The following is a 24,007-nucleotide window of genomic DNA, read 5'->3' as shown; positions in this document are numbered from 1 at the left end:
TCTCCGCTTACAAGACCCATGTCCCAAGACTCTCATGAAACCCCATCGAGAAAGCCGCGCGCGGATGCGCTGCGTAACCGCGAGCGAATCCTCGACGTTGCCCGCGCAGCCTTTACAGGCTTTGGAGCAGATGTGAGTCTGGACGACATTGCGAGGCAGGCCGGAGTGGGACCGGGCACACTGTATCGTCACTTTCCGACGCGCGAGGCTCTTCTTGAGGCCGTCTACCGCACCGAGGTGGAGAAGCTGGCGGCTGCGGAGAGAGAGTTTGCAACCACAATGCCGCCCGTCGACGCTTTGCGGAAGTGGATGGGGCTCTTCGTCGACTACATGGCGACGAAGCTGATCATCGTGCCGGCGCTAAACACGATGGCTGGCAGTTCTCCTAAGGTGATGGAAAGTTCCGGAGAGTTAATCCGTGGAGCAATCAACAGGCTGGTTACGCGAGCAGTCGAGAGCGGCGATTTGCGGCCTGATCTCGACCCGCTGGACCTGTTACGTGCGCTGGCTGGGATTTCCAATGTGGCCCCTGTTGCCGACTGGCCGCAGAGTGCGAAAAAGATGGTGGACATCCTGATCCTGGGTTCACGTCCGACCCCCTGAGGCACGCATCCTGAATGCCCGCGCGTGAGCCGCACCTTAGTCGAAGATGACGGTTTTGTTCCCGTAGCGCAGGATGCGGCGGTCCAGGTGCCATGCCACGGCTCGTGAAAGCACCATGCGCTCGAGGTCGCGGCCCCGGGCGACGAGGTCTTCGACCTGGTCGCGGTGCGAGATGCGGGTAACGTCCTGTTCGATGATGGGGCCGTCGTCCAGTTCCTCGGTGACGTAGTGGCTGGTGGCGCCGATCAGCTTGACGCCGCGCTTGTGCGCCGCGTGATACGGCCGTGCCCCGATAAACGCTGGAAGGAATGAGTGATGCACGTTGATGACGGCGGAGGGATAACGACGCACAAACTCTGGCGAGAGGATCTGCATGTAGCGTGCCAGTACAACCAGCTCCACCGCGGCGTCCTGGAGCAAGGCAAACTGCTTTGCTTCCCCTTCAGCCTTGTTCGCCGTGCTGAGTGGAACATGATGGAAGGGGATGCCGTAGAAACGGGCCAGCGGCTCGCCGTTGGTATGGTTGCTGATAATCAGCGGAATCACGCAGTCGAGCTCGCCCATCTGGTGGCGGTGCAGAAGATCAGCCAAACAGTGGAGATGCTGCGAGACGAAGATGGCCACGCGCGGCTTCGATCCGCTAACGTGCAGCTGCGAGTCCATGTTGTACTGCCGGGCGATGGGCGCGAACGCATTGCGAAAGGCCTCGATATCGAAGGCAGGCTCGCCCTCTCCCCCGAGCGCCCATTCGACGCGCATAAAGAAGAGGCCAGCGTCGTGATCGCGGTGCTGGTCGGCGTGAATAATGTTTGCACCGAAGCGGTAGAGCTCACCCGAGACGGCAGCGACAAGGCCCTTCTGATCGGGGCAGGTAATCAGCAGTACAGCAGAATCTTTCATGGAAGACCGGCAGCATCTTTCTTGCAAGGGATGCCGGCAGAATGAACTCGCCGGCGCACACGGAACCATTCTAAATTCCGTGTGCGTTGGCGGCGGAGTATCGGGTTCAGCGGGTTGCGCGGGCGAGGAGATCGTCGATGGCCGCGGCGACCTCCTCGACGTGCGTCTCGAGCGCGAAGTGCCCTGTATCGAGCAGAGTAACGGTCGCGTCGGGGTTGTCCTTTTTGTAGGCCTCTGCGCCGGCAGGGATGAAGAACGAATCGTGCCTGCCCCAGATGGCTAGCGTGGGCGGCTGATATTCGCGGAAGTACTCCTGGAACGCAGGGTAGAGCTTGAGGTTGGAGGCGTAGTCAAGGAAGAGATCGAGTTGGATGTCGGCGTTGCCGGGGCGCTGCATCAGGGCGACATCAAGCGTGTAGGTTGCGGGATCGATTGCACGGTCGGCAGGGGCTCCGTGCGTGTACTGCCACTTCGTTGCGTCAGACTGCAACACTCCGCGCAGGGCGTCGCGATGCTCCTGGGTCGGCTCCTTCCAGTAGGCCTTGATGGGGTCCCATGCATCGCCAAGGCCCTCGAGGTAGGCATTGCCGTTCTGCGAGACGACGGCGGTGATGCGCTCCGGATGCTTGAGCGCGAGGCGCAGGCCGGTTGGAGCACCGTAGTCGAAGATGTAGATCGCAAAGCGGGTGAGGCCGAGGGCCTCCGTAAAGGCGCCGATCGTCGTCGCGATGGACTCGAAGGTGTAGGTGTAGTTGCGCTCCGCGGGAACGCTGGTGAATCCAAAGCCGGGAAGGTCGGGAGCGATGACACGATACCGCTGCGCAAGCCTCGGGATCAGCTCGCGGAACATCAGCGATGAAGTGGGAAAGCCGTGCAGCAAGAGAATGGCAGGTGCGGAGGGATCGCCTGCCTCGCGGAAGAAGACTTCGACACCATCGGCTTGGATGGTGCGGGTCGAGACGACGGGAAGGGAGACGGCCGATTTGGCGTTAGCGGCGGTGCTGGACATTGGAGGCTCCTTTGGGGTGGTGAGAGGGTTCTGGAAGACCGGACAGAGGCGAAGCTGTAACCAGACAATTTAGGCAATTGTGGTTACAGATGCATGCGGACTCTCGCCGGATGTAACTTTTCAAAAGTTATTTCAATGGTTACAATGCAAAGTATGGGGCAGCCGGGATCACCAGGCTGCCGCCCAGAGCCTCGGGAGGCCGAGTGTCCGTGCCGCATGTTCCTGAAAATCCGCCGATCTTTGTTGCCGACCATCCGGTGATGGACTTCCTGAACACCATCGCTGCGCCTGCGGGAACGCCGATCGACATGCTGGGAAGCGATGAAGATGTCCTCTACTGGCTGGAGAAGGCCGGGATGTCCCCTGACGCGCACCCGAAGATAGAGCGCGGTGCGCTTCTGCTCGAAGCCCGTGAGTTGCGCGAGATGCTGCGGACGCTGGTCTTGAAGCGGAAGGCAGGCAAGCGGATTGACATTGCGCCGCTGAACAATTTTCTCGCTAATGCGATCAGCTATCCACAGCTTTTAGCGGAGGGCAAAGGTTTCGCGATCGAGCGGCATCGTCCGGCGCAGACGCTGCGGCAGGTGTTATCGCCCATTGCGGAGTCGGCTGCTGACCTGCTGGCGACGGGCGACTTCGACCTGGTGCGTCCCTGCGAAGGCAAGGACTGCATCCTGTGGTTCTATGACCGCACCAAGAGCCATCGCCGCCGCTGGTGCAGCATGCAGGTGTGCGGCAATCGTCACAAGGTCGAGGCTTTCCGGGAAAGACAGCGCGCCTAGCCGATTCAGAAGAGCTATGCGGAGGAGGGCTAGTCGCGCCCGGCGATCTCGCGGCCGAAGTAGACGAGAGCGAGAACGGCGACGAAGACGGTCCAGCCGTGCATCACGATCTGCTGGGCGTAGCGGAACTGGTCGAAGCAGGCGGCCTTGCCGAAGTGGCGGAAGAGGAAGATGTCTTCGACGTAGAGCCACGCCGGCGGCACCAGGAGCCATAGCCCGAGCAGCCAGCCTTTCGCAGCGTAATGCGAAGTCACTGACAGGTTTTGACGCCTGCACTCGGCGTCTTCGCGGAGCCACTGGACTCCCTTCGCCAAGCAGATGGCCGCGGCAGCCACGCCCACGATGGTGACCAGAAGGGCTACGCCCCCGTGCGACTGGAAGGTGCCCGCCATGCAGACTTCAGGTACGCTCTGTCCCGGCATTTTGCTCACCCCTGTTGCAGCGTTTTATCGCAGACGGTCGCGCACCGATGTCCTGACCAGGTAGAGGAAGAAGACCAGGACCAGAAGGGCGCGAACGAGGAAGAAGCCCACCTTGGTCTTCTCGAAAAAATAAAAGTCTCCGGAGCTGAGAAGCAGGCAGCCCGCGGTCACAATGGCCCATCCCCATTTCTTCAGCCGCAGCAGGCCGAAGACACCGATCGCGAGCAACGTGCAAACGGCAAGCACGCTGTACTTGGCAGTGGTGGCCCCAAAGGTTCCACGCAGAGCGGCGAAGGCGTTGAGGATGGTCATGAAGATCATGAACATCGCGATGCCCGCAATGCCGGGCAACATGCCGCCGGCGCGGGCCTGCAGCCGCTGGATCTCCTGTTCTTTCTTCTCCGTATCCTGAATCTCGTCGCTCATAAGGTGTGCAGATAGGCCAGCAGGTCGTTGAGATCCTGGGTGTCAATCTCATTGCCCAGAGCCGGCATCATGTTCCTTCCGTGAAGAATGGTAGCGGAGACGCGCTCATCGGTGGCCGCCGCGCCGCTGGGCAGATACTGCTTCTTGAAGATCCCGCGCAGCGAAGGACCTGCAAGGGGGGCGTTGGTGCGGTCGTTATGGCAGACCTGGCAGTGCGCCTGAAAGACCTGGTGACCGCTCGCCTGCTGGGCGTTGAGCTGGTCGAGCGGCGTCGGTGGCGGGATCGATTTACACCCGGCCAATCCGCAGGCCAGAAGGGACAAAAGGCAGATTCGCTTCATTGAGGTTAATTCTCTCACCCTGAAGGAGGTCAGGATGCGATCTGCGGTCGGTTGGCTGGGCGAACATCCCGACCGCAGATCCTTCGACTCGCTGCGCTCGCTCAGGATGACACCTCGGAAAGTGTGGCGAAGCCAACAAGTCATATCGACCATGCAGAGCTTTATCTGGCACTCACTAGCCGCGTACCGGCTGGAAGAGCAGCAGCACGGCGATCGCCATGAGCCCCAGGTAGACGTAGCGCAGAAAGCCGTCCCCGTGCAGGCGATGATTGACGACCCTGCCGAGCCAGATCGCAGGCAGCAGCACGGGGAGACAGAGCAGGTAGTAGTGATTGACGGTGCGGGTCCAGAGGCCACCCACCCAGAACGAGGCCATGCCGACGAGGCTTGCGGGGAGGAAGTAGCCCTGGAGGGTAGCGCGAAAGTGTTGCGCCGACCAGCGGCGCATGGCTCCGTAGATGACCAGGGGAGGGCCGTTCATGCCGTATGCTCCGCCCAGAACCCCTGCGCAGAATCCGCAGACAAACAGCCAGGGCGGACTGTCGCGCTTCAGCTCCGGTGGCCTGCGACCTATAAGGGAGTAGAGAGAAAACGCGAGAATGACCACCGCAAGGACTACCCTGACCGCCCGCTGGTGCGTGCTGGTCAGCAGCAGCAGGCCGAGCGGGATTCCGAGCAGTGTCGAGGCGAACAGCCAGCCCGTGCTGCGGAAGTGGATCTTCCGCCAGTCCTGCACGACGACGACCGCCGCGATGGTGATGGAGATCAGCACGGCCAGCGGCGCCGCCACCTTGATGGGAAGATAGAGGGCCAGCAGAGGAACGGCCACGAGAGCCTCGCCGAAGCCGAAGGCCGACCGTACAAAGGTAGCGACAAAGATGACCGCGAGGATCTCAACCGTAGTTGCGCTCATCTGGCAGCCGGACGATGGAACAGCAGAGCGACCGGGAGGATTCTCTTCATCTCATGATTTTAATTCTTCTTCGTCGACGAATCCGCTTGATCCTTGGAGCTTAGGGCCGCTTTTCTTTAGGTGTCGCCATGCGATTCGAAGCCGCTATTCTGCAGCACCGATCAGCTCCACAATTCTGTCCATCGCAATGCGGTCGGCGCTGGAGCCCGGTGTGTGTGCGCTGACCATGATAGAGAAGATCACCGTCCTGCCACTGGCGCAGTCGATGTAGCCGCTCAGGGCGCGAGCCTCGCTCAGCGTGCCCGTCTTCGCGAAGACGCGATCTTTCATCGACGACCCTCCGAACCGGGCCACCAGCGAACCGTCTTCTCCGCCGATGGGAAGGGTTCGTTTCCAGTCTGCAAACCACGACTGGGTGCTGGCGAACTGCAGCAGCCGCACGGTGGCGCGAGGAGCGACCAGGTCGTGTCCGCTCAGCCCGGAGCCATCGAAGAAGACAAAGTCATCGGGATCGACGCCGGCACGCGAGGTCAGAAATGCCCGCACCACGCGTGCTCCATTGACGGTTGAGCCATCCCCGAGGACCGCCGCGCCGACGTTGTGCAGAAACATCTCCGCATGCAGGTTCTGGCTGACCTTGTTGGTGACAACCATATCTTCAATCAAAGGCTGCGAGATGTGCTGCGCCAGAACTCTTTCCGGTACGGCTCCGCAGTTGCCGGTACACGCCGAGGCTGGAGCCGCAGGTGGATATGTCCTGCTCCAGTCCATATTCGGAATCGCCTCACGCGATGCCTGCAGGAATCCCCGGTCATCGCTGGAGATGCGATGCTTCGCACGAGCAATGCCAGTGACGAGAATGCCTCGAGCTTCGAGCATCGACTTCAGTGCCGCTGCAGCGTATTCAGCAGGGTCCTGAATCGCGATCTCTTCTTCCTCCGGCGAGGAATCTACGGCGATCGAGCCGTAAACCCGTAGAACTTTTGAACCGACGGAACGTTCAATCTGTAGGTGATTGCCGCTGCGAGCCGGGCCTGTCGTCAGAGCCGACATATCCACCGTGTAGTAGGGAGCGATGGGGTCTAGCATGACCGACGCCGGTACTCCCGGCGCGCTGCCCGGAGTAATCGTCATCGTTAATTGACTGTCGTTGATGGTGAGGGCCGAGATCGGCGCTCCATAGCCCCACACCGTATCGTCGATTGCCCAGTCCTGCGGATAGGGCTCCCACGGATAGAGCGTATCGTCGCCGACGATGTCACCGTTGACAACCTTCAGGCCAGTCTTTGCGACCTGATCGGCCATCTCTTCGAGGTAGCGAAGCGCTGCCGGTCCGGGCGATGGCTCCTGTCCGGGTGCAACTTTGGGCCGCATCGCAGGAGGGACATAAGGAATGGAGCGGCCGGAGAGGTTCGCGTCCCCGGCTCCTACCAGGACGACGTCTCCTGCAAGCCTGCCCGGAGAGCTGAAGGTTCCTTTTGCAATCACCTTCGTCGTAAACGTCGTCTGCGGGCCCAGAAGAGCAAGCGCCGTCGCGGTGGTGAAGATCTTGGTGTTGCTCGCCGGCTGAAAGAGCTGACCTTCGTTCAACGAATAGATCGCCCTGCCGTCCATCGACGTCACCTTGATGCCCCAGTGCGCCCGGGCCACCGCCGGCTGGGACAGCACAGCCTCAATCTGCGCGGCGAGCTTCGACGGCTTCTCTTGGCGCCTTGCCTTCTTCGATGCCTGCTGCTTCGCGCCGGCGTGCTTCTGTGCCGTGCTTATGGAGGGATACACAAGAAAGATGGCTGCCGCGAGGGCCGCAGCACAGGTGGTCTTCATATGGGCGCAGTCTAGCATTTTCTACCGGTTTGCCCGTGCTCTTTTCCCCACGGAACAGCATCGCTCCAGAGATGCATCGCATTATTGCTTCGATCTGTTGGGCACTCTCTGCGGCGTCATCCTTATCCATTACCCAAAAGACAGTCGTTGAGCGAAGCTTTTCGCGGCCTTATCGCGAGAAGCGCAGTCGAAGGATCTGTGGTGTGGGATGGTGACTGAGGCGGTAAGACCGCAGATCCTTCGACTGCGCCCTTTGGGCTTCGCTCAGGATGACACCCTCTAAGGGACGGCAAGGGTTGCCGTGTCCGATAAAGGGCGACAAGGGTTGCCGGATCCGAATCGACCTGCATGAATGCATTTCTCATCGCCTGCCGTAATCCAATCGAACCGCAGGGATGCATTCCTGGGGACCACCATGATTTGAGACCCATGTGGATACACCCTAGAATCGCAGCATGGCCTTCGCCCCCCGTCCACGGTACGAATGGAAGCTGCGAACGCGTTCGCTTCAGCTTGGACACCGCACGCTCGTCATGGGAATCCTGAACGTGACGCCGGATTCGTTCTCCGACGGAGGCCACTTCTTTACTCCGGAGGATGCGTCCCAACGCGCGCTTGAACACGCACTCGCCATGCTGGACGAAGGAGCCGATATGATCGACGTCGGCGGGGAGTCAACGCGGCCCGGCGCCACGCCTGTCTCCGAGGGAGAAGAACAGTCGCGCGTGCTTCCTGTGCTGGATGCGATTCTTCGTGAGCGGCCTTCCGCCATCGTCTCCATCGATACCTTTCATGCCTCCACGGCGCGACTCGCCATCGAGGCAGGCGCCGAGATCGTCAACGATGTCAGCGGCCATCAGTGGGACTCCGCGATGCCCTCCACCTGTGCACGGCTCGCCTGCGGGGTGGTCCTGATGCATGCGCGCGGCAGGCCATCGGAGTGGCGCACCCTTCCTCCGCTCTCCGAAGAGGAGGTTGTTCCTCTCGTCATGACCGGACTGGAGGCGAATGTGGCCGCCGCAGAAAATGCGGGTGTCGATCGCGCACGCATCGTCATCGATCCCGGCTTCGGCTTCGGTAAGCGACTGGGAGAAAACTATCCTCTGCTGGCGAATCTCTCCGCGCTGCATCGTCTGCGTCTTCCCATTCTGGTGGGCGTGTCGCGCAAGAGCTTCCTTACGCAGGGACTTCGGCGGATTGGGGTCTCCTCAACACGTGCTGCAGACGCCACGACGACGACTGCGGCGAATGTAGCGGCCATCCTCTCAGGAGCGCACCTTCTCCGCGTCCACGATGTCCAGCCTGCCGTTGAAGCTGCCTCAGTCGCAGACAGGATTCTGCCTCGCAGTTAAGATCAAGGCCGGGAGTAGTAGCCGTGGATTGTTCTCACGGTGAGGCCGGGCCTGTCGACGTGCACTTCGACCGGATGAAATTCATCGGTCAGTTCTGTCGCAGGCCTGTCGTAGACGATCTCGTAGTACGCCGATGTATCTTCAAGCGCCCGCTTCAACAGACCGCCAAGGTCGTTTGAATTGACGACGAGACCACCGCTCTGCCGGGCGAAGACCTGCAGGGCCATGTTTCCGATCTCGGCCTCGTAGGGTTTGACGAGGGGCTTTATAAATCCCTGGTAGTACTCGCTCCGGATCAACGACTCCGCCGCGCCCCATGCATTCAGCGCATAGAGGGTGATCCGGTTCTGGCGAAGCTGTGTGGTGATCTGCACGACGCTCGCGTAGATCTGCCGCTTTTGTGTCGCGGTCAGGGAGACAGCGGGTCCGCTCAGCAGCGGCCAGCCGGGCGAGATCCAGAAGATCAGCTTGCGTCCCGGCCGCGCTCCCTCGCGTGCGGCCAGTTGCGTCAGCGCATGCAGCGACAGATTGGCGCGCTCGCTTGCGCCGTAAAACCCGGTCGAGCGCCGAAGCATCCTCAGGCTCAGCGCGTGCCGTTCCAGGGCAGAGCTGAGGGCGTTGCCGTCGGTCGAAGACGTGGGTTGCACGTAGATATTGGTATCCGTTACGACAGCAAGCGACGTCGGCACAGGCAGATGTTCTCCCTGAGCACGCAGAAAGCGGAGAATCTGGTCGCGCTCGCTCGAGACTGCGGTGAAGGGCGCATTGATCGCGTCCAACACCAGCAGCACCTCTGCGGGCGCTTCCTTGCCCAACGGAGCAAACGAAGTGATGGTTTGTGGCTTTTTGTTGTCGAGGACCTGAAGATCGCTCTGCGTCAGACCCGCTACAGGCGAGCCTGAGCCTGCGGTCACGACCACATCCAATGTGATCTGCTTCTGCTCTTTGCTATCCGTCGAAGGCTGCGGTGAAGGCAGAGTTTCCTGCGCCTGCAGGGACGGCAGAATGACGAGGAACAGTACGGCACATAGCGGATAAAGACGACGGCAGTTCACTGCAGACATATCGCTCTCCTCTTTGCCGAAGCAATCCACGAATCTTCTGCACTTCTGCAGCCCGCTTCCTTTAGATGGCGTACAGCCTTCATGGGGCTCTTATCTTTTGTGCCCCAACGGCTTACCCCAATGCAGTAAAGTGGCTGACATGCCGATCTCGCGCCGGCGCATGCTCGCCGCCTCCTCTCTTGCTGCTGCCTCTTCTCTGCTGCCCCGCAACCTGCATGCCTTCCAGACGGGCGCACCGGTCGGCGCTCCCGATGCCTACGCCACCCCGAAGCCCGATCTCACCGGACCCGTTCAACCCACGTGGGGGTCGCTGCGCGACACCTACACGGTTCCGGCATGGTTCAACCAGGCCAAGTTCGGAATCTTCATCCATTGGGGCCTCTACAGCATCCCGGCGCACGGCAACGAGTGGTATGAGCGGCACATGTACAAAGACGCCGAGGGCATTCGCTGGCATGCGGAGCACTATGGGCCACAGGACAAGTTCGGCTACAAGGACTTCATCCCGCTCTTCAAGCCGGTGAACTATCACGCCGATGAATGGATCTCTTTGTTCAAACGAGCAGGGGCGAATTATGTTGTCCCGGTCGCGGAGCACCACGACGGCTTTCCCATGTACGACTCTGCCCTGACGCCATGGTGCGCAGGCAAGATGGGTCCAAAGCGCGACCTGACCGGCGAGCTGGCCGCAGCGGCGCGCAGGCAGAACTTCATCTTCGGGCTCTCGTCGCACCGCATGGAGCACGCCTACTTTGCCTATCCGGCAAAAGGGCTGAAGACCGATCAGTTCGATCCAAAGTACGCAGGGTTCTATGGGCCGCCCATCGACCAGGAGTTCAACAGCGGCAACAACTCCAGAGCATTTCAGATGGACTGGCTCGCGCGGGTCCAGGAGCTGGTGGACAAGTTTTCTCCACAGCTTCTCTACTTCGACAACGGCGTGAATCCACGAGCCTATGACGAGGTGAAGCTTCGGGCTGCGGCGTATCTCTACAATCGGGCCCACGAACGCGGCTACCAGGCTACGCTGGCCACCAAGGACGACGCGTTCCTCTACGCCACCGTGCAGGACTTCGAAGGCACGCACCACGCACCCAAGTGGCCCTTCGCAGGCGCGTGGCAGTGCGATACGCCCATCGGAAACTCCTGGGGCTACATCGAGGGGCTGAAGGTCGCCAGCGGTATTTCGCTGATCCACCAAATGATGGCCGTGGCCAGCTGCGGAGGCAACCTGCTGCTGAACGTATCGCCCAAGGGCGACGGCTCCATCCCCGACGATCAGCAGCAATCGCTGCGCACGCTAGGCGACTGGCTGCGGGAGAACGGCGAGGCCATCTACGGTTCGCGCGCATGGATCCGTCCCGGCGAAGGTCCGGCAGTGCCGGCAGTGCCGAATGGCGACTGGAAGGGCCGCTCGACCGGCATCCTCGACTGGCCGCACGTGAAGGCAGAGGAACAGAAGCCTTACACCGAAGCAGACTTCCGATTTACGACCAAAGACGGAAAGCTCTACGCCATCGGGTATGTGGCTCCGTCGGCAGAAGGGACGATACGTTCTCTCTCCGCTTCGCACGCGAAGATGGAGCGCGTCACGCTGATCGGGAAGCAAGCGCAGCCGGTGAAGTTCCGCCAGACCGCGGACGGGCTGGTCTTCACTCTTCCAGAAGGAAAACGCGGCAGCCAGCTTCCGTACGTGCTTCGCTTTGAGGGCACGCTGCCGATTGGACTTACGCCAGCCTGAGGAAACCCGCGCCTTCAGCGGTGGTATCCTTTGGCGAAGGAAAGACGAAATGTTGACTATCCTGATCGCCCTTCAAGTCCTCACGCTCGTCGCCATCGTTGTACTGCTCACCCGCAGGCAGCAGGCTCCTGCCGTCGATCCGCGCATGGCGCAGATTCCCGATCAGTTGACGCGCATGGACGCCCGCAGCGAGGCGCTCGACCGCGGCGTGCGCGAATCGATGGCGCAGATGCGCAACGATATTGCCGCCGAGGCGCAGCGGACGCGGGAGGCCAGCGCAAAGGACTTCGGTAATCTGCGGGGCGAGGTGACGCAAAATATTGCCGAACTGAGCCGTCTGCTGCAGGAGGGGCTTTCCGGTTTCCGCTCCGATAACAAGGATTCGGACAATAAACTGCGCAGCGCCGTGCTGGAGCAAATGGATGCAATCTCGCAACGTATCGGCCGCTTTACCACCGACACAAATTCGCAGCATATCGAGCTGCGCGAGACCCTGAACAAAAAACTCAGCGACCTGATGCAGAGCAACACGGCCCTGCAGGAGCAGCTGCGAAACGCCGTCGAGAGCCGCCTGAACAAACTGAACGAGGACAACTCCAAAGAACTGGAGAAGATGCGGCAGACCGTTGATGAGAAGCTGAACGACACCCTGCAGACGCGGCTCACGGAGAGCTTTGGCCAGGTGACCGATCAGCTCAACAAGGTCCACAGCGGACTGGGGGAGATGACAAAGCTGTCGGATGGCGTCAACGACCTGAGCCGTATCTTCACCAATGTGAAGTCGCGTGGCGGATTCGCCGAAGTTCAGCTGGGTATGCTACTGGAACAGATGCTGGCGCCCAATCAGTTCATCCGCAACGCGCGCGTCAAGGAAGGCTCGCTTGAGGTGGTCGAATTTGCCGTGCGTTTTCCGGGCCACTCCGGCGAGACGCTGCTGCCGATCGACGCCAAGTTTCCCCGCGAGGACTGGGAGCGCCTGGAGGCCGCCTACGAGAGCGGGAATTCCGACCAGATCGCCGCAGCCGGAAAGGCCTTCGAGGCTGCCATCCGGACCGAGGGCGACCGCATCTGCTCCAAATACATCCATCCGCCGCGCACGACGCCCCACGCCATTATGTTTTTGCCAACCGAAGGTCTATATGCCGAGGTAATGCGTCGCGACGCCCTGCAGGCGGAGATCCAGTCGAAGTGCCACGTGACCATCGCCGGACCCAGCACCCTGTCCGCGATTCTCACGAGCTTCCAGATGGGCTTCCATATGCTCGCCATCCAGGAAAAGGGAGACGAGGTCTGGAAGGTTCTGGAAGGCGCGAAGAAGGAGTTCGGTACCTTCGAAGTCCTTATGACAAAGATGGAAGGCCAGGTCGGAACCGTGCAGAACACGATTCAGAAACTCGGAGTCCGCACCCGCGCGATTAACCGCACGCTTCGTGAGGTGGGTGAGACGGACCGGTCCCTTCCCGGCGCGCAGTTGATCGACTTCGATCAGGCTGCCGGCATCTCCACCTTTCTCGCGGCAGGCGCCGAAGAAGAGTGAAAATTCATCCCTGGACCGGCGTGTTTCCGCACCCCGGTTTGCTTTACACTCTGCTAGGCCCTCAGTATGCTTGAGATTGGCCTGCGCGGAGATTCGGCTTTCGCGAACGCACGGTTTTGACCTTTAGAGATATACAGGAGAACGACATGGCAGCAGTTGATGAAAAGGTGAAGCAGATTATTGTCGAGCAGCTTCAGGTCGATGAGGCCGAAGTGACCCCCGGCGCAAGCTTTCAGGAGGATCTTGGCGCCGACTCTCTCGACGTAGTCGAGCTCGTCATGCAGTTCGAAGAGGCCTTCGACATCCAGATTCCCGATGAGGATGCGGAGAAGATCAAGACCGTCAAAGATGCCATTGAATACATCGAGAAGAACCAGAAGGCGAAGTAACCATGCTTGAACGTCGTGTCGTTGTAACCGGCCTCGGTCTGATCTGCGGGGTGGGAAACACCGCGCCCGAAGTCTGGGACGGTCTGATGGCCGGCAAAAGCGGAATGGCCGAGATCACGGCTTTCGATCTCACAGGGCATCCCGTGCGCTTCGCGGCGGAGGTAAAGAACTTCGACGCGCTGAAGTTCGTGGATAAGAAGGAGGCCCGCAAGATGGGCCGCTTTATCCACTTTGCTCTGGCTGCGTCGGAAGAGGCGATGAAGCACTCCGGCGTCGAGGTCACGAACGAGATCGCAGACCGTGTCGGTGTCCACATCGGCTCCGGCATCGGCGGGTTCGATGTCATCGAACGGGAACACAGCGCCATGCTCGCCGGCGGGCCCCGCAAGATCTCGCCGTTCTTTATTCCCGGCTCCATCGTCAATCTCGCTGCAGGACACGTCTCCATCCGCTACAACGCCAAGGGACCCAACGAGGCCACGGCGACGGCGTGCACCACCAGCGCCCACTCCATCGGCGATGCCTACCGCATTATTCAGCGGGGCGATGCCGACGTGATGCTCGCTGGAGGCACTGAAGCGGCCATCACGCCCATGGGGGTTGGCGGATTTGCCGCGATGAAGGCTCTCTCAACCCGGAACGAGGATCCGACTCATGCCTGCCGTCCGTTCGACAAGGACCGCGACGGCTTTGTCGTCGGCGAAGGCGCCGGCATTCTCATCCTGGAAGAGCTGGAGTTCGCCAAAGCGCGTGGCGCGAAGATCCTCGCCGAGATTATCGGCTACGGTCTCTCCGCCGATGCCTTCCACATGACCGGGATGGCTCCTGAAGGCGAGGGCTGCTATCGCTCGATGCAGCACGCACTCAAGTCTGCCGGAATCTCCCCCGACCAGATCGACTACGTCAACGCTCACGCGACCTCCACGCCGCTCGGCGATGCGCTGGAGTCACAGGCCATCGAGAATGTCTTTGGCGAGCGCGCCAAGAACGGAACTCTGCTTGTCAGTTCGACGAAGTCCATGACCGGGCACCTGCTCGGCGGCGCTGGCGGCCTTGAGGCAGGCATTACCATCATGGCCATGCAGAACCAGATCGCACCTCCTACGATGAACCTCGTAGAGGCCGATCCGCAGTGCCGGCTCAACTACGTTCCCAACAAACCTCAGTCCGCAAAGATCGATTATGCTCTTTCGAACTCTTTCGGCTTTGGTGGAACCAACGGCTCGCTGGTCTTTAAACGCTGGACAGAATAGTCAGGCAACATTCTTCAGACGAAAGAGCACGGAAATCTTCCGTGCTCTTTCTCTCTTTAAATCGCGTTCGCGCGGTATAAAGGTTGGCGTCCGGAGATGTCCATGAACCTGCGCTGTCTTCTGCTCCTTTTGCTCTGCACGCTTCCTTCCGCCGCATGTGCCGAGGCCTCTTTACCGAAGATCTTCTCCAGCCACATGGTCCTGCAGCGCGACATGCCCATCCACATCTGGGGCAACGCCAATCCAGGCGAGAAGGTCACCGTATCGCTCAACGGGGCCAGCGCCAGCACGACGGCCGACATCACCCGCCGATGGAGCGTCTACCTCGCGCCGCAGCCTGCCGGAGGTCCATTCACTATCCAGGTGCAGGCATCCAATGCCATACGGCTCGACGACGTACTTCTGGGCGACCTGTGGTTTGCGTCGGGCCAGTCGAATATGGAGATGCCGCTGGCCGGATTCCCGAACGCCGTTCTCAAGGACGCCGCGAAAGAGATCGCCGCGGCCGATCATCCGAAGATCCGGCTCCTGCTCGTCGCCAAAGACTCCTCTTCCTATGCTCTCGACGAACCCAAAAGCGTTACGGGCTGGTCGGTCTGCACGCCGGAGAGCGCGCGCAACTTCTCTGCCGTCGCCTACTTTTTCGCACGCGACCTGCAGCAGCATCAGGATGTTCCCATCGGGCTGATCGACTCGACATGGGGAGGCACGCCTGCCGAGGCGTGGATGAGCCTCGCGGGAATCGCCACCGACGCGTCGCTGATGCCGGTCTTTGCCTCACGCGCCTGGCACATGGATCGCGAGAGCAATGAGCGCAGGCTCGATGAGATCGACCGCGAGGCCCGGCAGGCCGGCAACACATCGCTGCCGCCGCGTCCGTGGCACCCCGATCCCGACTCCTGGCAGCCGGCAGGGCTGTTCAACGCCATGGTCGCCCCTTTCACACCGCTCCCCATCCGGGGCGTCATCTGGTATCAGGGTGAGAGCAACGCTTCCCTCGACACCGTCGACCTCTATCACCATCTGTTCTCATCTCTCATTCAGGACTGGCGGCGCGAGTGGCAGCAGGGTGACTTCCCCTTCCTCTTCGTTCAGATCTCGGCCTATGCCAGCACCCCGCAGGAGAACTGGGGTCTGCTGCGCGATGCGCAGCGGCGCACCCTCTCGCTCGTCCACACCGGCATGGCAGTCACCATCGACGCCGGGAACGAGCACAACGTGCATCCTGCCAACAAGCAGATCGTCGGTGAGCGGCTCTCCCTGCTGGCCCGCCAGATGGTCTTTGGCGAAGACCTCATCGCATCCGGACCGCTCTTCCAACTTGCCTATCCGCAGGAGGGCGCGATGCACGTGTGGTTCACCCACGCGAAGGGTTTGACCGCGAAAGGCGCCGTCGAAGGATTCGAGGTCGCAGGCGCCGACGGCAGGTTCGTCCCGGCACAGGCGCACATTGAAGGGGACCGCGTGATCGCCAGCAGCCCGTCCGTACCCGAGCCGCGGTACGTCCGCTACGCCTGGCGCAACTTCCCGCAGGCAAATCTCTACAACGGCGCCGGGCTCCCGGCCTCGACCTTCACATCGTCGCCGGTTCCGTAGATACGCAAACTATTCGTTCCGCAAGGCCTCCGCGGGATCGACCCTGCTTGCTGACCGCGCCGGAACCAAAGTCGCGGCCAGCGCCACCACCACTAATGACAGCGTAGCCAAACTATACGTCATAGGGTCGCGTGACCCCACACCAAACAGCATCGATGTAAGGATCTTCGACACGGCCAGCGCAGCCAGCAGTCCTGCAATTACTCCTGCCACAATCAACCGCAGACTTCTTCCCATGACCAGCCGTAAAATATCCCCCCGCGCTGCTCCCAGCGCCATCCGCACGCCAATCTCCTGCGTCCTCTGTGCAACCAGAAACGCAATCACCCCATAGAGTCCAATCACCGCCAAAAGCAGACCAATCGTTGCGAAGAACCCCACCAGCAGACTTTCGAACCTTGGACGGTCCGCCATTCTGTTCACTCGTTCCTGCATCGTCTGCACCTTCACCGGAACCGTCGGATCCAGTGCCGCAACCTGTTCTTCCAACCATCGCTTTACAGCATCCGGTGGCAGTGTCGTTGTTAGAATCACTGCGGAACCACGGCTCCAGTCTTCCGCATGACTGCCCAAAAGCCTGTAATACTCAGGCTCATCGCCACCCCTCAACCCCGCGTTCTTGACATCCTCCACAACCCCCACCACCGTGTATCGCGGATTATTCTCCGTTCCCCATCCTGCCAGCCGAAGCGTATGCCCTACTGCACTCTCCTTGGGAAACATCCTTTGCGCAAGCCGTCTGCTCAGCACGACAAAACCCTGCTGCGACTCGCTCTCCGAGCTGGTAAATCCTTCTCCCGCGATGATCGGAATATTCAGCGCACGAAAGTATTCCGGAGTCACCCAACGCCAAGTTACGCGTCCTCCTGTTCCGCTCGCCGGTCTCTCCCCATGGTCGATTGCGATCGACGCATAGATCTGATCGTGGTGAAAGCCACCCGGCGGCAGCGTGTCGCTGATCGCCACGGCCATGATTCCCGGCTCGTACCTCATCCTCCGTTCCAACTCGCGATAGAACGCCATCGTTTGCTGTGGCGTCATCCGCTGGCCCAACGACAGGCTTGCCGTCACCACTCTCTCCGTCTCCATCCCCAGCCGCTGGTGCTCGAGCTTCATGAAGCTGCGAAACAGCAGCCCGCCACCCACCAGCAGAACCAGGCTCGTCCCAATCTGTCCCACCACCAGCCATTGCCTTAGCCGCGCAAAAGATCGCGCTGTCCCTGCCCTTCCCGTCAATGCCTCGGAGTTCGGTTTGCGCAGTGCAGTAGCCAGTCCCGCGACAACTGCACACACTCCCGAAACCGCCAGCATCATTCCTGCGATTCGCAGGTCCACACGCGCTTTGCTCAGCATCGGAACACCCTCCGGCGCCGCCGCCACAAACACCCGCAACAGCAGCACCGCAAGCCCACACCCCAGCGCTCCACCGATCACCGCAAGCAAGAGCGATTCCGTCAGCCCCTGGCGGAGCAGCCGCATCCGGCTCGCCCCCAGCGCCGACCGCATTGCAATCTCCCGCTCTCTCGCCGCTCTCCGTGCGAGCATCAAACCTGTCACATTCGCGCAAACAATCAACAGCAGCCCTGCCACCAGCAGCACCAACACAATTGCCACCCGGCGCACATCATGCATCTGCCGGTCGCGCAGCGAACGCACGGCAAGATGCACCTCCTTGCGAAACGGCGCTGGCGCCAGCTTTAACGAATAATCGAAGACCGGCTGTAACTCCTGTTTTGCCTGTTCTACCGTGACTCCCGGCTTTAGTCGCGCGAAAGCCCACATCGGCCTTCCTGGATCGGCTCTCCGTTGCGCCGTCTCATCCAGCTGCGACGGCAGCATGACATCCATCTCCTGCAGCCGCGGCATCTCGAAATCCTTCGGCAAGACACCGATCACCCGCACCGGCGCACCATCTATCTTGATCAACCGTTCCAGCACATCCTGATCTCTTCCAAACCTGACCTGCCACAGCTTGTACGAGATCAATGCTGTCTTCGGAGCGTTCGGAAGATCCTCTTCCTTCGTAAAACTTTTTCCCAGCATCGGCGTCACGCCTAGCGTCGAAAGAAAATTTGCCTCCACGCCGGCACAGCTCAGCCGCATCGGACGCTCCTCCGTCAGATCACACGGCGAAACCCCCGTCTCCTGTGTCAGCGACGCAAACGGTCTCTGATGATCCTTCCACTCATAGTAAGAACCACCCAACATAAACTCCTGTGGCTCTACCGGCGCCACAAGTCCCACCGACACCAGCCGGTCCGCCTGCGCATAGGGCAACGGACGAAACAGAATTCTGTCCACCACACTGAACACCGCCGCCGTCGCTCCAATCCCCAGCATCATCGTCAGCACTACGGCCAGCGTGAACACAGGATTGCGCCGAAAGCCGCGCAGCGCATAGCGCACATCCTGCCCAAGCACCTCTATCCAAAATCCCGGTCTACTCTCCCTGCACTCCTGCCGGGATCGCTCCACCCCGCCGAAGGCAATCCTCGCCTGCCGGTGCGCCTCGGCGGGAGACATACCGCTGGCGATGTACTCCTCGGTCATTCGGTCCAGATGAAACGCAAGCTCCTCATCGAGATCCTGCTCTTCGCGACGCAGCACAAAGTGCCTCAGACGAAGCCACCAGCCAGCCAGTCGACTCATCGCTACGCTCCTTAGTACTGCACCTGCCCAATTTCCTCCAGGCCAGTCTCTACCACAACGCCGGACGATCTACTCGGCGCGGAGAGCGACCGCCGGATCGACATGACAGGCCACCCGTGCAGGCAGCCACGTTGCAAGAAGACCGACTGCAACCAGCAGAGCGATGGTCGTCAGATAAGTTGCCGGATCCCACGGACCGACGTGAAACAGCATGTGCGAGAGTGCACGTGAAGCCATTAGCGCAAGCACAAGCCCCACCACCAGTCCGCAGACGATCATCCGGAGACTTCTCCCCATCACCAGCCGCAGAATCTCCTGACGGCTGGCGCCCAGCGCCATGCGCACACCAATCTCCCGTTCGCGCTGCGCCACCAGGAACGCAAGCACGCCATAGAGCCCGATCACCGCCATCGCAAGTCCTGCGACAGCAAAGAAGCCGACCACCATCGACTGAAATCTCGGCTGGCCCGCCAGCTTGCTGACTCTCGTCTCCATCGTTGCAATGTCTACCGGCAGCGCGGGAGCGACTTCGGCAACCTGAGTACGAATCCACGGTGCAATCACCGCGTTGGGAGCCGAGCTTCGAACTACCAGAATTCCTGTTCGAAGCCAGAATCCGCTGGCATCCCAGCCATCGGAGTGGTTCCGCCGTAGCTTGTAATACTCAGGTTTTTCTTCACCGGCAAGACCGTCATTTTTTACGTCGGCTGCAATCCCTACTACCGTACGCCAGGGATTGTTTGGGGTAATATCATCGAGCTTTATGCGTTGTCCGAGGGCATTCCCGTTCGGAAATAAAAATGCAGCCAGCGCATGACTCAAAATCAGAGGATGGTCACTTGAAGTAACATCCTCCTCGTTAAAATCCCTTCCGCGCACGATGGGAATATTGAGTACCTCAAAGTAGCCAGGTGAGATCCAACGAGAAGTTGCGACCTTTCCGGTTCCCTTGACCATAGGGGGCCTGCCCGCGACAACAATCTCATCCATTCGGCTTCCACCACTCCCTCCCGCAGGAGGCAGGGAGTCGGTAATCGCAACTGCATTCACTCCGGGTCCAAAAGCCAATCGCGTCTTCAATCCATCGAAGAATTGAAAGCCTCTTTCTCTCGTCGGATAATCCCGCTGCCCGAGCGTGATACTTGCCGTCACCACATTTTCTGTTTGCATACCAGTCTGTTGGCTCTCGAGATTACGGAAGCTTCGCCCCAGCAAAATCGCAATCGCCAACAAGACCACGCTTGCAGCAATCTGCCCCGCAACCAGCCACTGCCGGATGAAGGCTCGCGAGACGCTCGTCTCTGTACGGCCAGCCAACAGCTCCGCATGAGGCTGTATCAACGCGGAAACCGACCCCGTCGCCACGGCACAGAGCAGGGAAACCAGAATCGTAAAGCCAATCACTCTCAGATCAAGACCGGCTTGATCCATGTAAGGGATTCCCGGAGGCGCCAGCGCAATCAGCACCCGCAACAACCCCATCGCAAACAAACATCCCGTCATGGCCCCCGCAAAAGAGAGCAGCAGGGACTCCGTCAGAGCCTGACGGAACAATCTGCCTCGGCTCGCGCCTAACGCGACCCGCACGGCAAGTTCTCGCTGACGGGTTGCACTCCGCGCCACCAGCAGACCAGCAATATTCGCGCACGCGATCATCAACACAGCGATCACAGACCAGAACAAGACCCATCCCATCAGCCGCACGTTCTGCATCTGCACGTCGCGCAGGAGACGGACACTGAGATGGATATCCTTCCGGATAGATACAGGAATCGGCTCCAGGGCACTGTGGAAGAGCGGCGCCAGTTCCGACCTGGCCCGCTCCACTGTGATTCCCGGCCTGAGCCGCGCAAAGACCCTCCTGGGAGTTCCATAGCCTCCGTTCGCCTTGTGATCTGCGACTTCATCGATCACCAGGGGACGAATAACATCGACATCCTCAAGCCGAGGCATCTCGAACTCTTTAGGAAGCACTCCAACCACGCGAACAGGATTTCCATCGACCTCGATCGTCTTGTTCAAAATCGCTGGACTCAGGTTGTATCGCGTCAACCAGAACCGATAGGAGATCAGCGCCACTTGCGGACCGCCCAGACGAGCCTCTTCCGGCAAAAAGTCTCGGCCTGCTACCGGGACCACTCCAAACGTCGAAAGAAAGTTTCCCTCGACCGCATCGCAATGCAGCTGCAACGGATTCCGTTCCGTTAGATCACACTCACGCGCTCCCGTACTGGTTGAGGTGAACGCTTCAAAAGGCTTTTGATGATCGCGCCACTCATAAAAAGCGTTGCCCATCAGAAACGCCTGCGTCTCCAGCGAATGCACCATCCCTGTCGAGACGATCCTGTCTCCATGGACATAAGGAAGAGGACGAAACAGGATCCTGTCCACCACGCTGAAGACCGCCGTCGTCGCTCCAATCCCGATCGTCAGGGTTGCAAGAATCGTCAGCGTAAATAGCGGATTGCGCCGAAAGCCGCGCAAAGCATATCGCATATCCTGAGTCAGGCGATCGATCCAGACTCCCGGCCTCGTCTCGCGGCACTGCTGCCGGGACTTCTCAATTCCACCAAAAGCAACTTTCGCCTGTCGACGCGCCTCGGCAGGAGGCATACCGCTGGCGATGTACTCTTCGGTCATCCGGTCAAGATGAAAGACAAGCTCCTCATCGAGATCCTGCTCTTCGCGGCGCAGCACAAGGTGTTTCAGACGAAGCCACCAGCCCGCGAGGCGGCTCATCCCTGCGCTCCCTTCAGCACAAGGGCGATCGCAGAGGTCAGGCGATCCCAGTTCTCCAGCTCTGTCGCTAATTGCTTACGGCCCGCCTTCGTCAGCGAGTAGAACTTCGCTCTCCGATTGTTCTCAGACTCTCCCCACTCCGCCTCGATCCAGCCCTTGTACTCCAGCCTGTGCAACGCCGGATAGAGCGACCCCTGCCCGATCTGCAGAACGTTCTGCGAGACCTGCTGAATCCTCTGGGCGATCCCCCAGCCATGCATCGGTTCAAGAGCCAGCGACTTCAGGACAAGCAGGTCGAGCGTTCCCTGCAGAAGATCGGACGATGGCGGCATGTTTCTCCCCTCGATATTCGACAAGAGAATGCGCTCTTCTCCTGTCGAATGTCAAGGGTTATTTCCCTTCTCTGAGTTTGCTATTCCACGACGATCAGGACCTGTCCTGCTTCAACCGTCGTATCGGCCGTAATGGCCACCCTGGAGATGCGGCCTGCCCGCGGAACCTTCAGCTCGTTCTGCATCTTCATGGCCTCGATGACGACCACGCCCTGCAACGCCTCAACCTCGTCACCTTCAACAACCAGGACACGTACTACCCTTCCGGGCATTGGGGCCTTGACGGCACGCGGACCCGAGCCGCCTTCACCCGCTCCACCACGCCCCCGCAGAGCACGCGGATCCTCGATCGTAAACTCGTAGCGCCGTCCTGCGATCACTACGGCATCGCCGTCCAGCGCACAGCGGTACTGCCTTCCATCCACGAGCAACGAAAGCCCCTCGCAGCCCAGGAAAGTTGCGTCCACCTCTACAGTGCGATCCGCAACGCTGCACGTCATGCGGCCAGCCTCGGCGCAATTTTCGGGAAGCTCGATTCGAAGTCTCTCGTCGCCGATACGCAGCCAGGTTGTCATCCTCGCAGCCCTTCCTCTCTTCCGGCCACCTTCCATCGGCTCAGCGTCATCGGAGGCGCGGGATTCTCACGCCGCTTCTCCGCCCTGGTCAAAATGGCAGCGGCGAGCGCGATCACCTCTTTCGGGACACTGGCTGCTTCACTCTCGTGCGGCTGTGAAAGCAGTCTCTCAAGATAGCCGGTGTCAATCGCCGCCTTGCGAAAATCGCCATCGGAGAGAATGCGACGGAACAAGCCGATATTGGCGCGGATTCCTCCGATGGTGTACTCGTCGAGCGCGCGCAGCATCCGCTTGATCACGATCTCTCGCGTCGCTCCATAGGTAATCAGCTTTGAGAGCATCGGGTCGTACTCCAGAGGTACGGTCCATCCCTCGTACACTCCACAGTCCTCGCGCACGCCGGGGCCACCTGGTTGCAGAAACCGCGTAATCTTTCCTGGCGAGGGCATAAAGTTGTTGTCCGGGTCCTCCGCGTAGATGCGGCACTCGACCGCATGTCCGCGCAGGATAATATCGTGCTGCCGCAGAGGCAGCGGTTCTCCCATAGCGATGCGAATCTGCATCTCGACCAGGTCGAGACCGGTGACCAGTTCCGTTACTGGATGCTCCACCTGTAGGCGCGTGTTCATCTCTAGAAAGTAGAAGTTGCGTTCTTCGTCGACGAGGAACTCGACCGTCCCAGCATTGACGTACCCGGCTGAGAGAGCAAGGCGTACTGCCGCCTCTCCCATCCTTCGTCGCAGGTCCTCATCCACCACCGGTGAAGGAGCTTCTTCGATCACCTTCTGGTGCCGCCTCTGGACCGAGCACTCGCGTTCACCCAGGTAGAGGCACCGGCCGTGCGCGTCCGCCATCACCTGCACTTCGATGTGGCGGGGGCGCTCGATCAACTTCTCCAGGTAGACCTCGCCGGAGCCGAAGCTGCGCTCGGCCTCACTGCTCGCAGTGGCATAGGCCGCGGGAAGCTCGGCGGCCGAAGACACCGCACGCATTCCCTTGCCACCCCCTCCGGCAGACGCCTTCAGCATGACGGGATAGCCGATCCCGGCAGCGACTCTGTGGGCTTCCTCAAGATCGACAAGGCCGGTCACGCTCCCGGGAACTCGTGGCAACCCGGCGGCATCGGCTGCCTGGCGCGCCCGCGTCTTCGATCCCAGGGCACGCATTGCACTTGCAGGCGGACCGATGAAAGTGATGCCCGCACTCTCACACGCTTCGGCAAACGAGGGATTCTCCGAAAGAAATCCATAGCCAGGGTGAATAGCGTCCGCACCGGCCCGTCTCGCGATCTCAAGGATCAGATCGCCACGGAGATAACTCTCTGTCGCCGGCCCAGGTCCCAGGCGGTAGGCCTCATCGGCGTGCGCCACATGCAGCGAGGCTCGATCGACGTCGGAGTACACCGCTACAGTTCGCAATCCCATTTCGCGGCACGTCCGCATCACGCGAACTGCGATCTCACCCCGGTTTGCAATCAGCACTTTTTTCATAAGGCAGTAAGCCGAAATTCTAAAGCTCCGCAGAGTTCCGTCAAAACCCGTCTCTGCCGGAATTCCTCTG

The 24,007-nt window shown here is 60.4% G+C and carries 21 protein-coding genes; 8 read left to right on the top strand and 13 right to left on the bottom strand.

What is annotated here, in order from left to right:
* Positions 1 to 18: 18 nt before the first annotated feature.
* Positions 19 to 603 carry a TetR/AcrR family transcriptional regulator gene (locus GWR55_RS14785; protein WP_162402946.1) on the top strand — a complete coding sequence of 195 codons (585 nt, stop codon included), beginning with the start codon at positions 19 to 21 and terminating at the stop codon, positions 601 to 603.
* Between the two features lie 36 nt (positions 604 to 639).
* Here the strand turns inward: GWR55_RS14785 and purU are convergent, their stop codons facing one another.
* Complete coding sequence (purU, locus tag GWR55_RS14780; RefSeq protein WP_162402945.1) at positions 640 to 1,503, bottom strand: formyltetrahydrofolate deformylase; 864 nt, start codon at positions 1,501 to 1,503, stop codon at positions 640 to 642.
* Between the two features lie 106 nt (positions 1,504 to 1,609).
* Positions 1,610 to 2,512 carry an alpha/beta fold hydrolase gene (locus GWR55_RS14775; RefSeq protein WP_162402944.1) on the bottom strand — a complete coding sequence of 301 codons (903 nt, stop codon included), beginning with the start codon at positions 2,510 to 2,512 and terminating at the stop codon, positions 1,610 to 1,612.
* A 203-nt stretch (positions 2,513 to 2,715) separates the two neighbouring features.
* On the opposite strand from GWR55_RS14775, the gene GWR55_RS14770 reads away from it, so the two are divergent.
* Complete coding sequence (locus GWR55_RS14770) at positions 2,716 to 3,294, top strand: ABATE domain-containing protein (RefSeq protein WP_238398440.1); 579 nt, start codon at positions 2,716 to 2,718, stop codon at positions 3,292 to 3,294.
* A gap of 29 nt (positions 3,295 to 3,323) precedes the next feature.
* On the opposite strand, the gene GWR55_RS14765 is transcribed toward GWR55_RS14770, so the two are convergent.
* From GWR55_RS14765 to dacB, 5 genes are all read right to left on the bottom strand, one after another.
* A complete protein-coding gene (locus GWR55_RS14765; RefSeq protein ID WP_162402943.1) occupies positions 3,324 to 3,716 on the bottom strand; it encodes a hypothetical protein in 393 nt (130 codons plus the stop codon).
* A gap of 24 nt (positions 3,717 to 3,740) precedes the next feature.
* The gene (locus tag GWR55_RS14760; RefSeq protein ID WP_162402942.1) at positions 3,741 to 4,142 is read right to left on the bottom strand and encodes a hypothetical protein; all 402 of its coding nucleotides are present in this window, start codon (positions 4,140 to 4,142) and stop codon (positions 3,741 to 3,743) included.
* The gene (locus GWR55_RS14755) at positions 4,139 to 4,483 is read right to left on the bottom strand and encodes a cytochrome c (protein WP_162402941.1); all 345 of its coding nucleotides are present in this window, start codon (positions 4,481 to 4,483) and stop codon (positions 4,139 to 4,141) included. The genes GWR55_RS14760 and GWR55_RS14755 overlap by 4 nt, the downstream gene beginning before the upstream one ends.
* Positions 4,484 to 4,658: 175 nt before the next feature.
* The gene (locus tag GWR55_RS14750; protein ID WP_162402940.1) at positions 4,659 to 5,396 is read right to left on the bottom strand and encodes a sulfite exporter TauE/SafE family protein; all 738 of its coding nucleotides are present in this window, start codon (positions 5,394 to 5,396) and stop codon (positions 4,659 to 4,661) included.
* Positions 5,397 to 5,540: 144 nt separating this feature from the next.
* Positions 5,541 to 7,220: a D-alanyl-D-alanine carboxypeptidase/D-alanyl-D-alanine-endopeptidase gene (dacB, locus tag GWR55_RS14745; protein WP_162402939.1), complete on the bottom strand. Its 1,680-nt coding sequence runs from the start codon at positions 7,218 to 7,220 to the stop codon at positions 5,541 to 5,543.
* A 455-nt stretch (positions 7,221 to 7,675) separates the two neighbouring features.
* On the opposite strand from dacB, the gene folP reads away from it, so the two are divergent.
* On the top strand, positions 7,676 to 8,572 hold the full coding sequence (folP, locus tag GWR55_RS14740; RefSeq protein WP_202925513.1) for a dihydropteroate synthase: 897 nt from the start codon (positions 7,676 to 7,678) through the stop codon (positions 8,570 to 8,572).
* A gap of 2 nt (positions 8,573 to 8,574) precedes the next feature.
* On the opposite strand, the gene GWR55_RS14735 is transcribed toward folP, so the two are convergent.
* Positions 8,575 to 9,636 carry a VWA domain-containing protein gene (locus GWR55_RS14735; RefSeq protein WP_162402938.1) on the bottom strand — a complete coding sequence of 354 codons (1,062 nt, stop codon included), beginning with the start codon at positions 9,634 to 9,636 and terminating at the stop codon, positions 8,575 to 8,577.
* Positions 9,637 to 9,775: 139 nt separating this feature from the next.
* Here GWR55_RS14735 and GWR55_RS14730 point away from each other — a divergent pair, with 139 nt between their 5' ends.
* The 5 genes from GWR55_RS14730 (at position 9,776) to GWR55_RS14710 (ending at position 16,152) form a co-directional block, all read left to right on the top strand.
* On the top strand, positions 9,776 to 11,377 hold the full coding sequence (locus tag GWR55_RS14730; protein ID WP_162402937.1) for an alpha-L-fucosidase: 1,602 nt from the start codon (positions 9,776 to 9,778) through the stop codon (positions 11,375 to 11,377).
* A gap of 49 nt (positions 11,378 to 11,426) precedes the next feature.
* Positions 11,427 to 12,914, top strand: a complete 1,488-nt coding sequence (gene rmuC / locus GWR55_RS14725; protein WP_162402936.1) for a DNA recombination protein RmuC — start codon at positions 11,427 to 11,429, stop codon at positions 12,912 to 12,914.
* 146 nt (positions 12,915 to 13,060) lie between these two features.
* A complete protein-coding gene (locus tag GWR55_RS14720) occupies positions 13,061 to 13,303 on the top strand; it encodes an acyl carrier protein (RefSeq protein WP_162402935.1) in 243 nt (80 codons plus the stop codon).
* Positions 13,304 to 13,305: 2 nt separating this feature from the next.
* The gene (gene fabF / locus GWR55_RS14715) at positions 13,306 to 14,556 is read left to right on the top strand and encodes a beta-ketoacyl-ACP synthase II (RefSeq protein ID WP_162402934.1); all 1,251 of its coding nucleotides are present in this window, start codon (positions 13,306 to 13,308) and stop codon (positions 14,554 to 14,556) included.
* A gap of 102 nt (positions 14,557 to 14,658) precedes the next feature.
* Positions 14,659 to 16,152 (top strand): sialate O-acetylesterase, encoded by a 1,494-nt coding sequence (locus tag GWR55_RS14710; RefSeq protein WP_162402933.1) that lies wholly within the window; start codon positions 14,659 to 14,661, stop codon positions 16,150 to 16,152.
* 9 nt (positions 16,153 to 16,161) lie between these two features.
* Here the strand turns inward: GWR55_RS14710 and GWR55_RS14705 are convergent, their stop codons facing one another.
* From GWR55_RS14705 to accC, 5 genes are all read right to left on the bottom strand, one after another.
* Complete coding sequence (locus GWR55_RS14705; RefSeq protein ID WP_162402932.1) at positions 16,162 to 18,801, bottom strand: ABC transporter permease; 2,640 nt, start codon at positions 18,799 to 18,801, stop codon at positions 16,162 to 16,164.
* Between the two features lie 69 nt (positions 18,802 to 18,870).
* Positions 18,871 to 21,540 (bottom strand): ABC transporter permease, encoded by a 2,670-nt coding sequence (locus GWR55_RS14700; RefSeq protein ID WP_162402931.1) that lies wholly within the window; start codon positions 21,538 to 21,540, stop codon positions 18,871 to 18,873.
* Positions 21,537 to 21,872 carry a PadR family transcriptional regulator gene (locus GWR55_RS14695; protein WP_162402930.1) on the bottom strand — a complete coding sequence of 112 codons (336 nt, stop codon included), beginning with the start codon at positions 21,870 to 21,872 and terminating at the stop codon, positions 21,537 to 21,539. The genes GWR55_RS14700 and GWR55_RS14695 overlap by 4 nt, the downstream gene beginning before the upstream one ends.
* Positions 21,873 to 21,952: 80 nt before the next feature.
* Complete coding sequence (locus tag GWR55_RS14690; RefSeq protein WP_162402929.1) at positions 21,953 to 22,447, bottom strand: acetyl-CoA carboxylase biotin carboxyl carrier protein subunit; 495 nt, start codon at positions 22,445 to 22,447, stop codon at positions 21,953 to 21,955.
* Entirely contained in the window at positions 22,444 to 23,937 is a 1,494-nt protein-coding gene (accC, locus tag GWR55_RS14685; protein WP_162402928.1) for an acetyl-CoA carboxylase biotin carboxylase subunit, read from the bottom strand. The genes GWR55_RS14690 and accC overlap by 4 nt, the downstream gene beginning before the upstream one ends.
* Positions 23,938 to 24,007: the final 70 nt, after the last annotated feature.

Source organism: Edaphobacter sp. 12200R-103, assembly GCF_010093025.1.
GTDB lineage: Bacteria > Acidobacteriota > Terriglobia > Terriglobales > Acidobacteriaceae > Edaphobacter.
Note: the sequence above shows the minus strand (reverse complement) of the source record. Positions and strands in the feature narration are given on the sequence as shown.

Bases quoted from the DNA above. Each gene is read 5' to 3' on its own strand.
- GWR55_RS14785 (WP_162402946.1), top strand. From the start codon at position 19: ATGTCCCAAGACTCTCATGAAACCCCATCGAGAAAGCCGCGCGCGGAT.
- purU (WP_162402945.1), bottom strand. From the start codon at position 1,503: ATGAAAGATTCTGCTGTACTGCTGATTACCTGCCCCGATCAGAAGGGC.
- GWR55_RS14775 (WP_162402944.1), bottom strand. From the start codon at position 2,512: ATGTCCAGCACCGCCGCTAACGCCAAATCGGCCGTCTCCCTTCCCGTC.
- GWR55_RS14765 (WP_162402943.1), bottom strand. From the start codon at position 3,716: ATGCCGGGACAGAGCGTACCTGAAGTCTGCATGGCGGGCACCTTCCAG.
- GWR55_RS14760 (WP_162402942.1), bottom strand. From the start codon at position 4,142: ATGAGCGACGAGATTCAGGATACGGAGAAGAAAGAACAGGAGATCCAG.
- GWR55_RS14755 (WP_162402941.1), bottom strand. From the start codon at position 4,483: ATGAAGCGAATCTGCCTTTTGTCCCTTCTGGCCTGCGGATTGGCCGGG.
- GWR55_RS14750 (WP_162402940.1), bottom strand. From the start codon at position 5,396: ATGAGCGCAACTACGGTTGAGATCCTCGCGGTCATCTTTGTCGCTACC.
- dacB (WP_162402939.1), bottom strand. From the start codon at position 7,220: ATGAAGACCACCTGTGCTGCGGCCCTCGCGGCAGCCATCTTTCTTGTG.
- folP (WP_202925513.1), top strand. From the start codon at position 7,676: ATGGCCTTCGCCCCCCGTCCACGGTACGAATGGAAGCTGCGAACGCGT.
- GWR55_RS14735 (WP_162402938.1), bottom strand. From the start codon at position 9,636: ATGTCTGCAGTGAACTGCCGTCGTCTTTATCCGCTATGTGCCGTACTG.
- GWR55_RS14730 (WP_162402937.1), top strand. From the start codon at position 9,776: ATGCCGATCTCGCGCCGGCGCATGCTCGCCGCCTCCTCTCTTGCTGCT.
- rmuC (WP_162402936.1), top strand. From the start codon at position 11,427: ATGTTGACTATCCTGATCGCCCTTCAAGTCCTCACGCTCGTCGCCATC.
- GWR55_RS14720 (WP_162402935.1), top strand. From the start codon at position 13,061: ATGGCAGCAGTTGATGAAAAGGTGAAGCAGATTATTGTCGAGCAGCTT.
- fabF (WP_162402934.1), top strand. From the start codon at position 13,306: ATGCTTGAACGTCGTGTCGTTGTAACCGGCCTCGGTCTGATCTGCGGG.
- GWR55_RS14710 (WP_162402933.1), top strand. From the start codon at position 14,659: ATGAACCTGCGCTGTCTTCTGCTCCTTTTGCTCTGCACGCTTCCTTCC.
- GWR55_RS14705 (WP_162402932.1), bottom strand. From the start codon at position 18,801: ATGAGTCGACTGGCTGGCTGGTGGCTTCGTCTGAGGCACTTTGTGCTG.
- GWR55_RS14700 (WP_162402931.1), bottom strand. From the start codon at position 21,540: ATGAGCCGCCTCGCGGGCTGGTGGCTTCGTCTGAAACACCTTGTGCTG.
- GWR55_RS14695 (WP_162402930.1), bottom strand. From the start codon at position 21,872: ATGCCGCCATCGTCCGATCTTCTGCAGGGAACGCTCGACCTGCTTGTC.
- GWR55_RS14690 (WP_162402929.1), bottom strand. From the start codon at position 22,447: ATGACAACCTGGCTGCGTATCGGCGACGAGAGACTTCGAATCGAGCTT.
- accC (WP_162402928.1), bottom strand. From the start codon at position 23,937: ATGAAAAAAGTGCTGATTGCAAACCGGGGTGAGATCGCAGTTCGCGTG.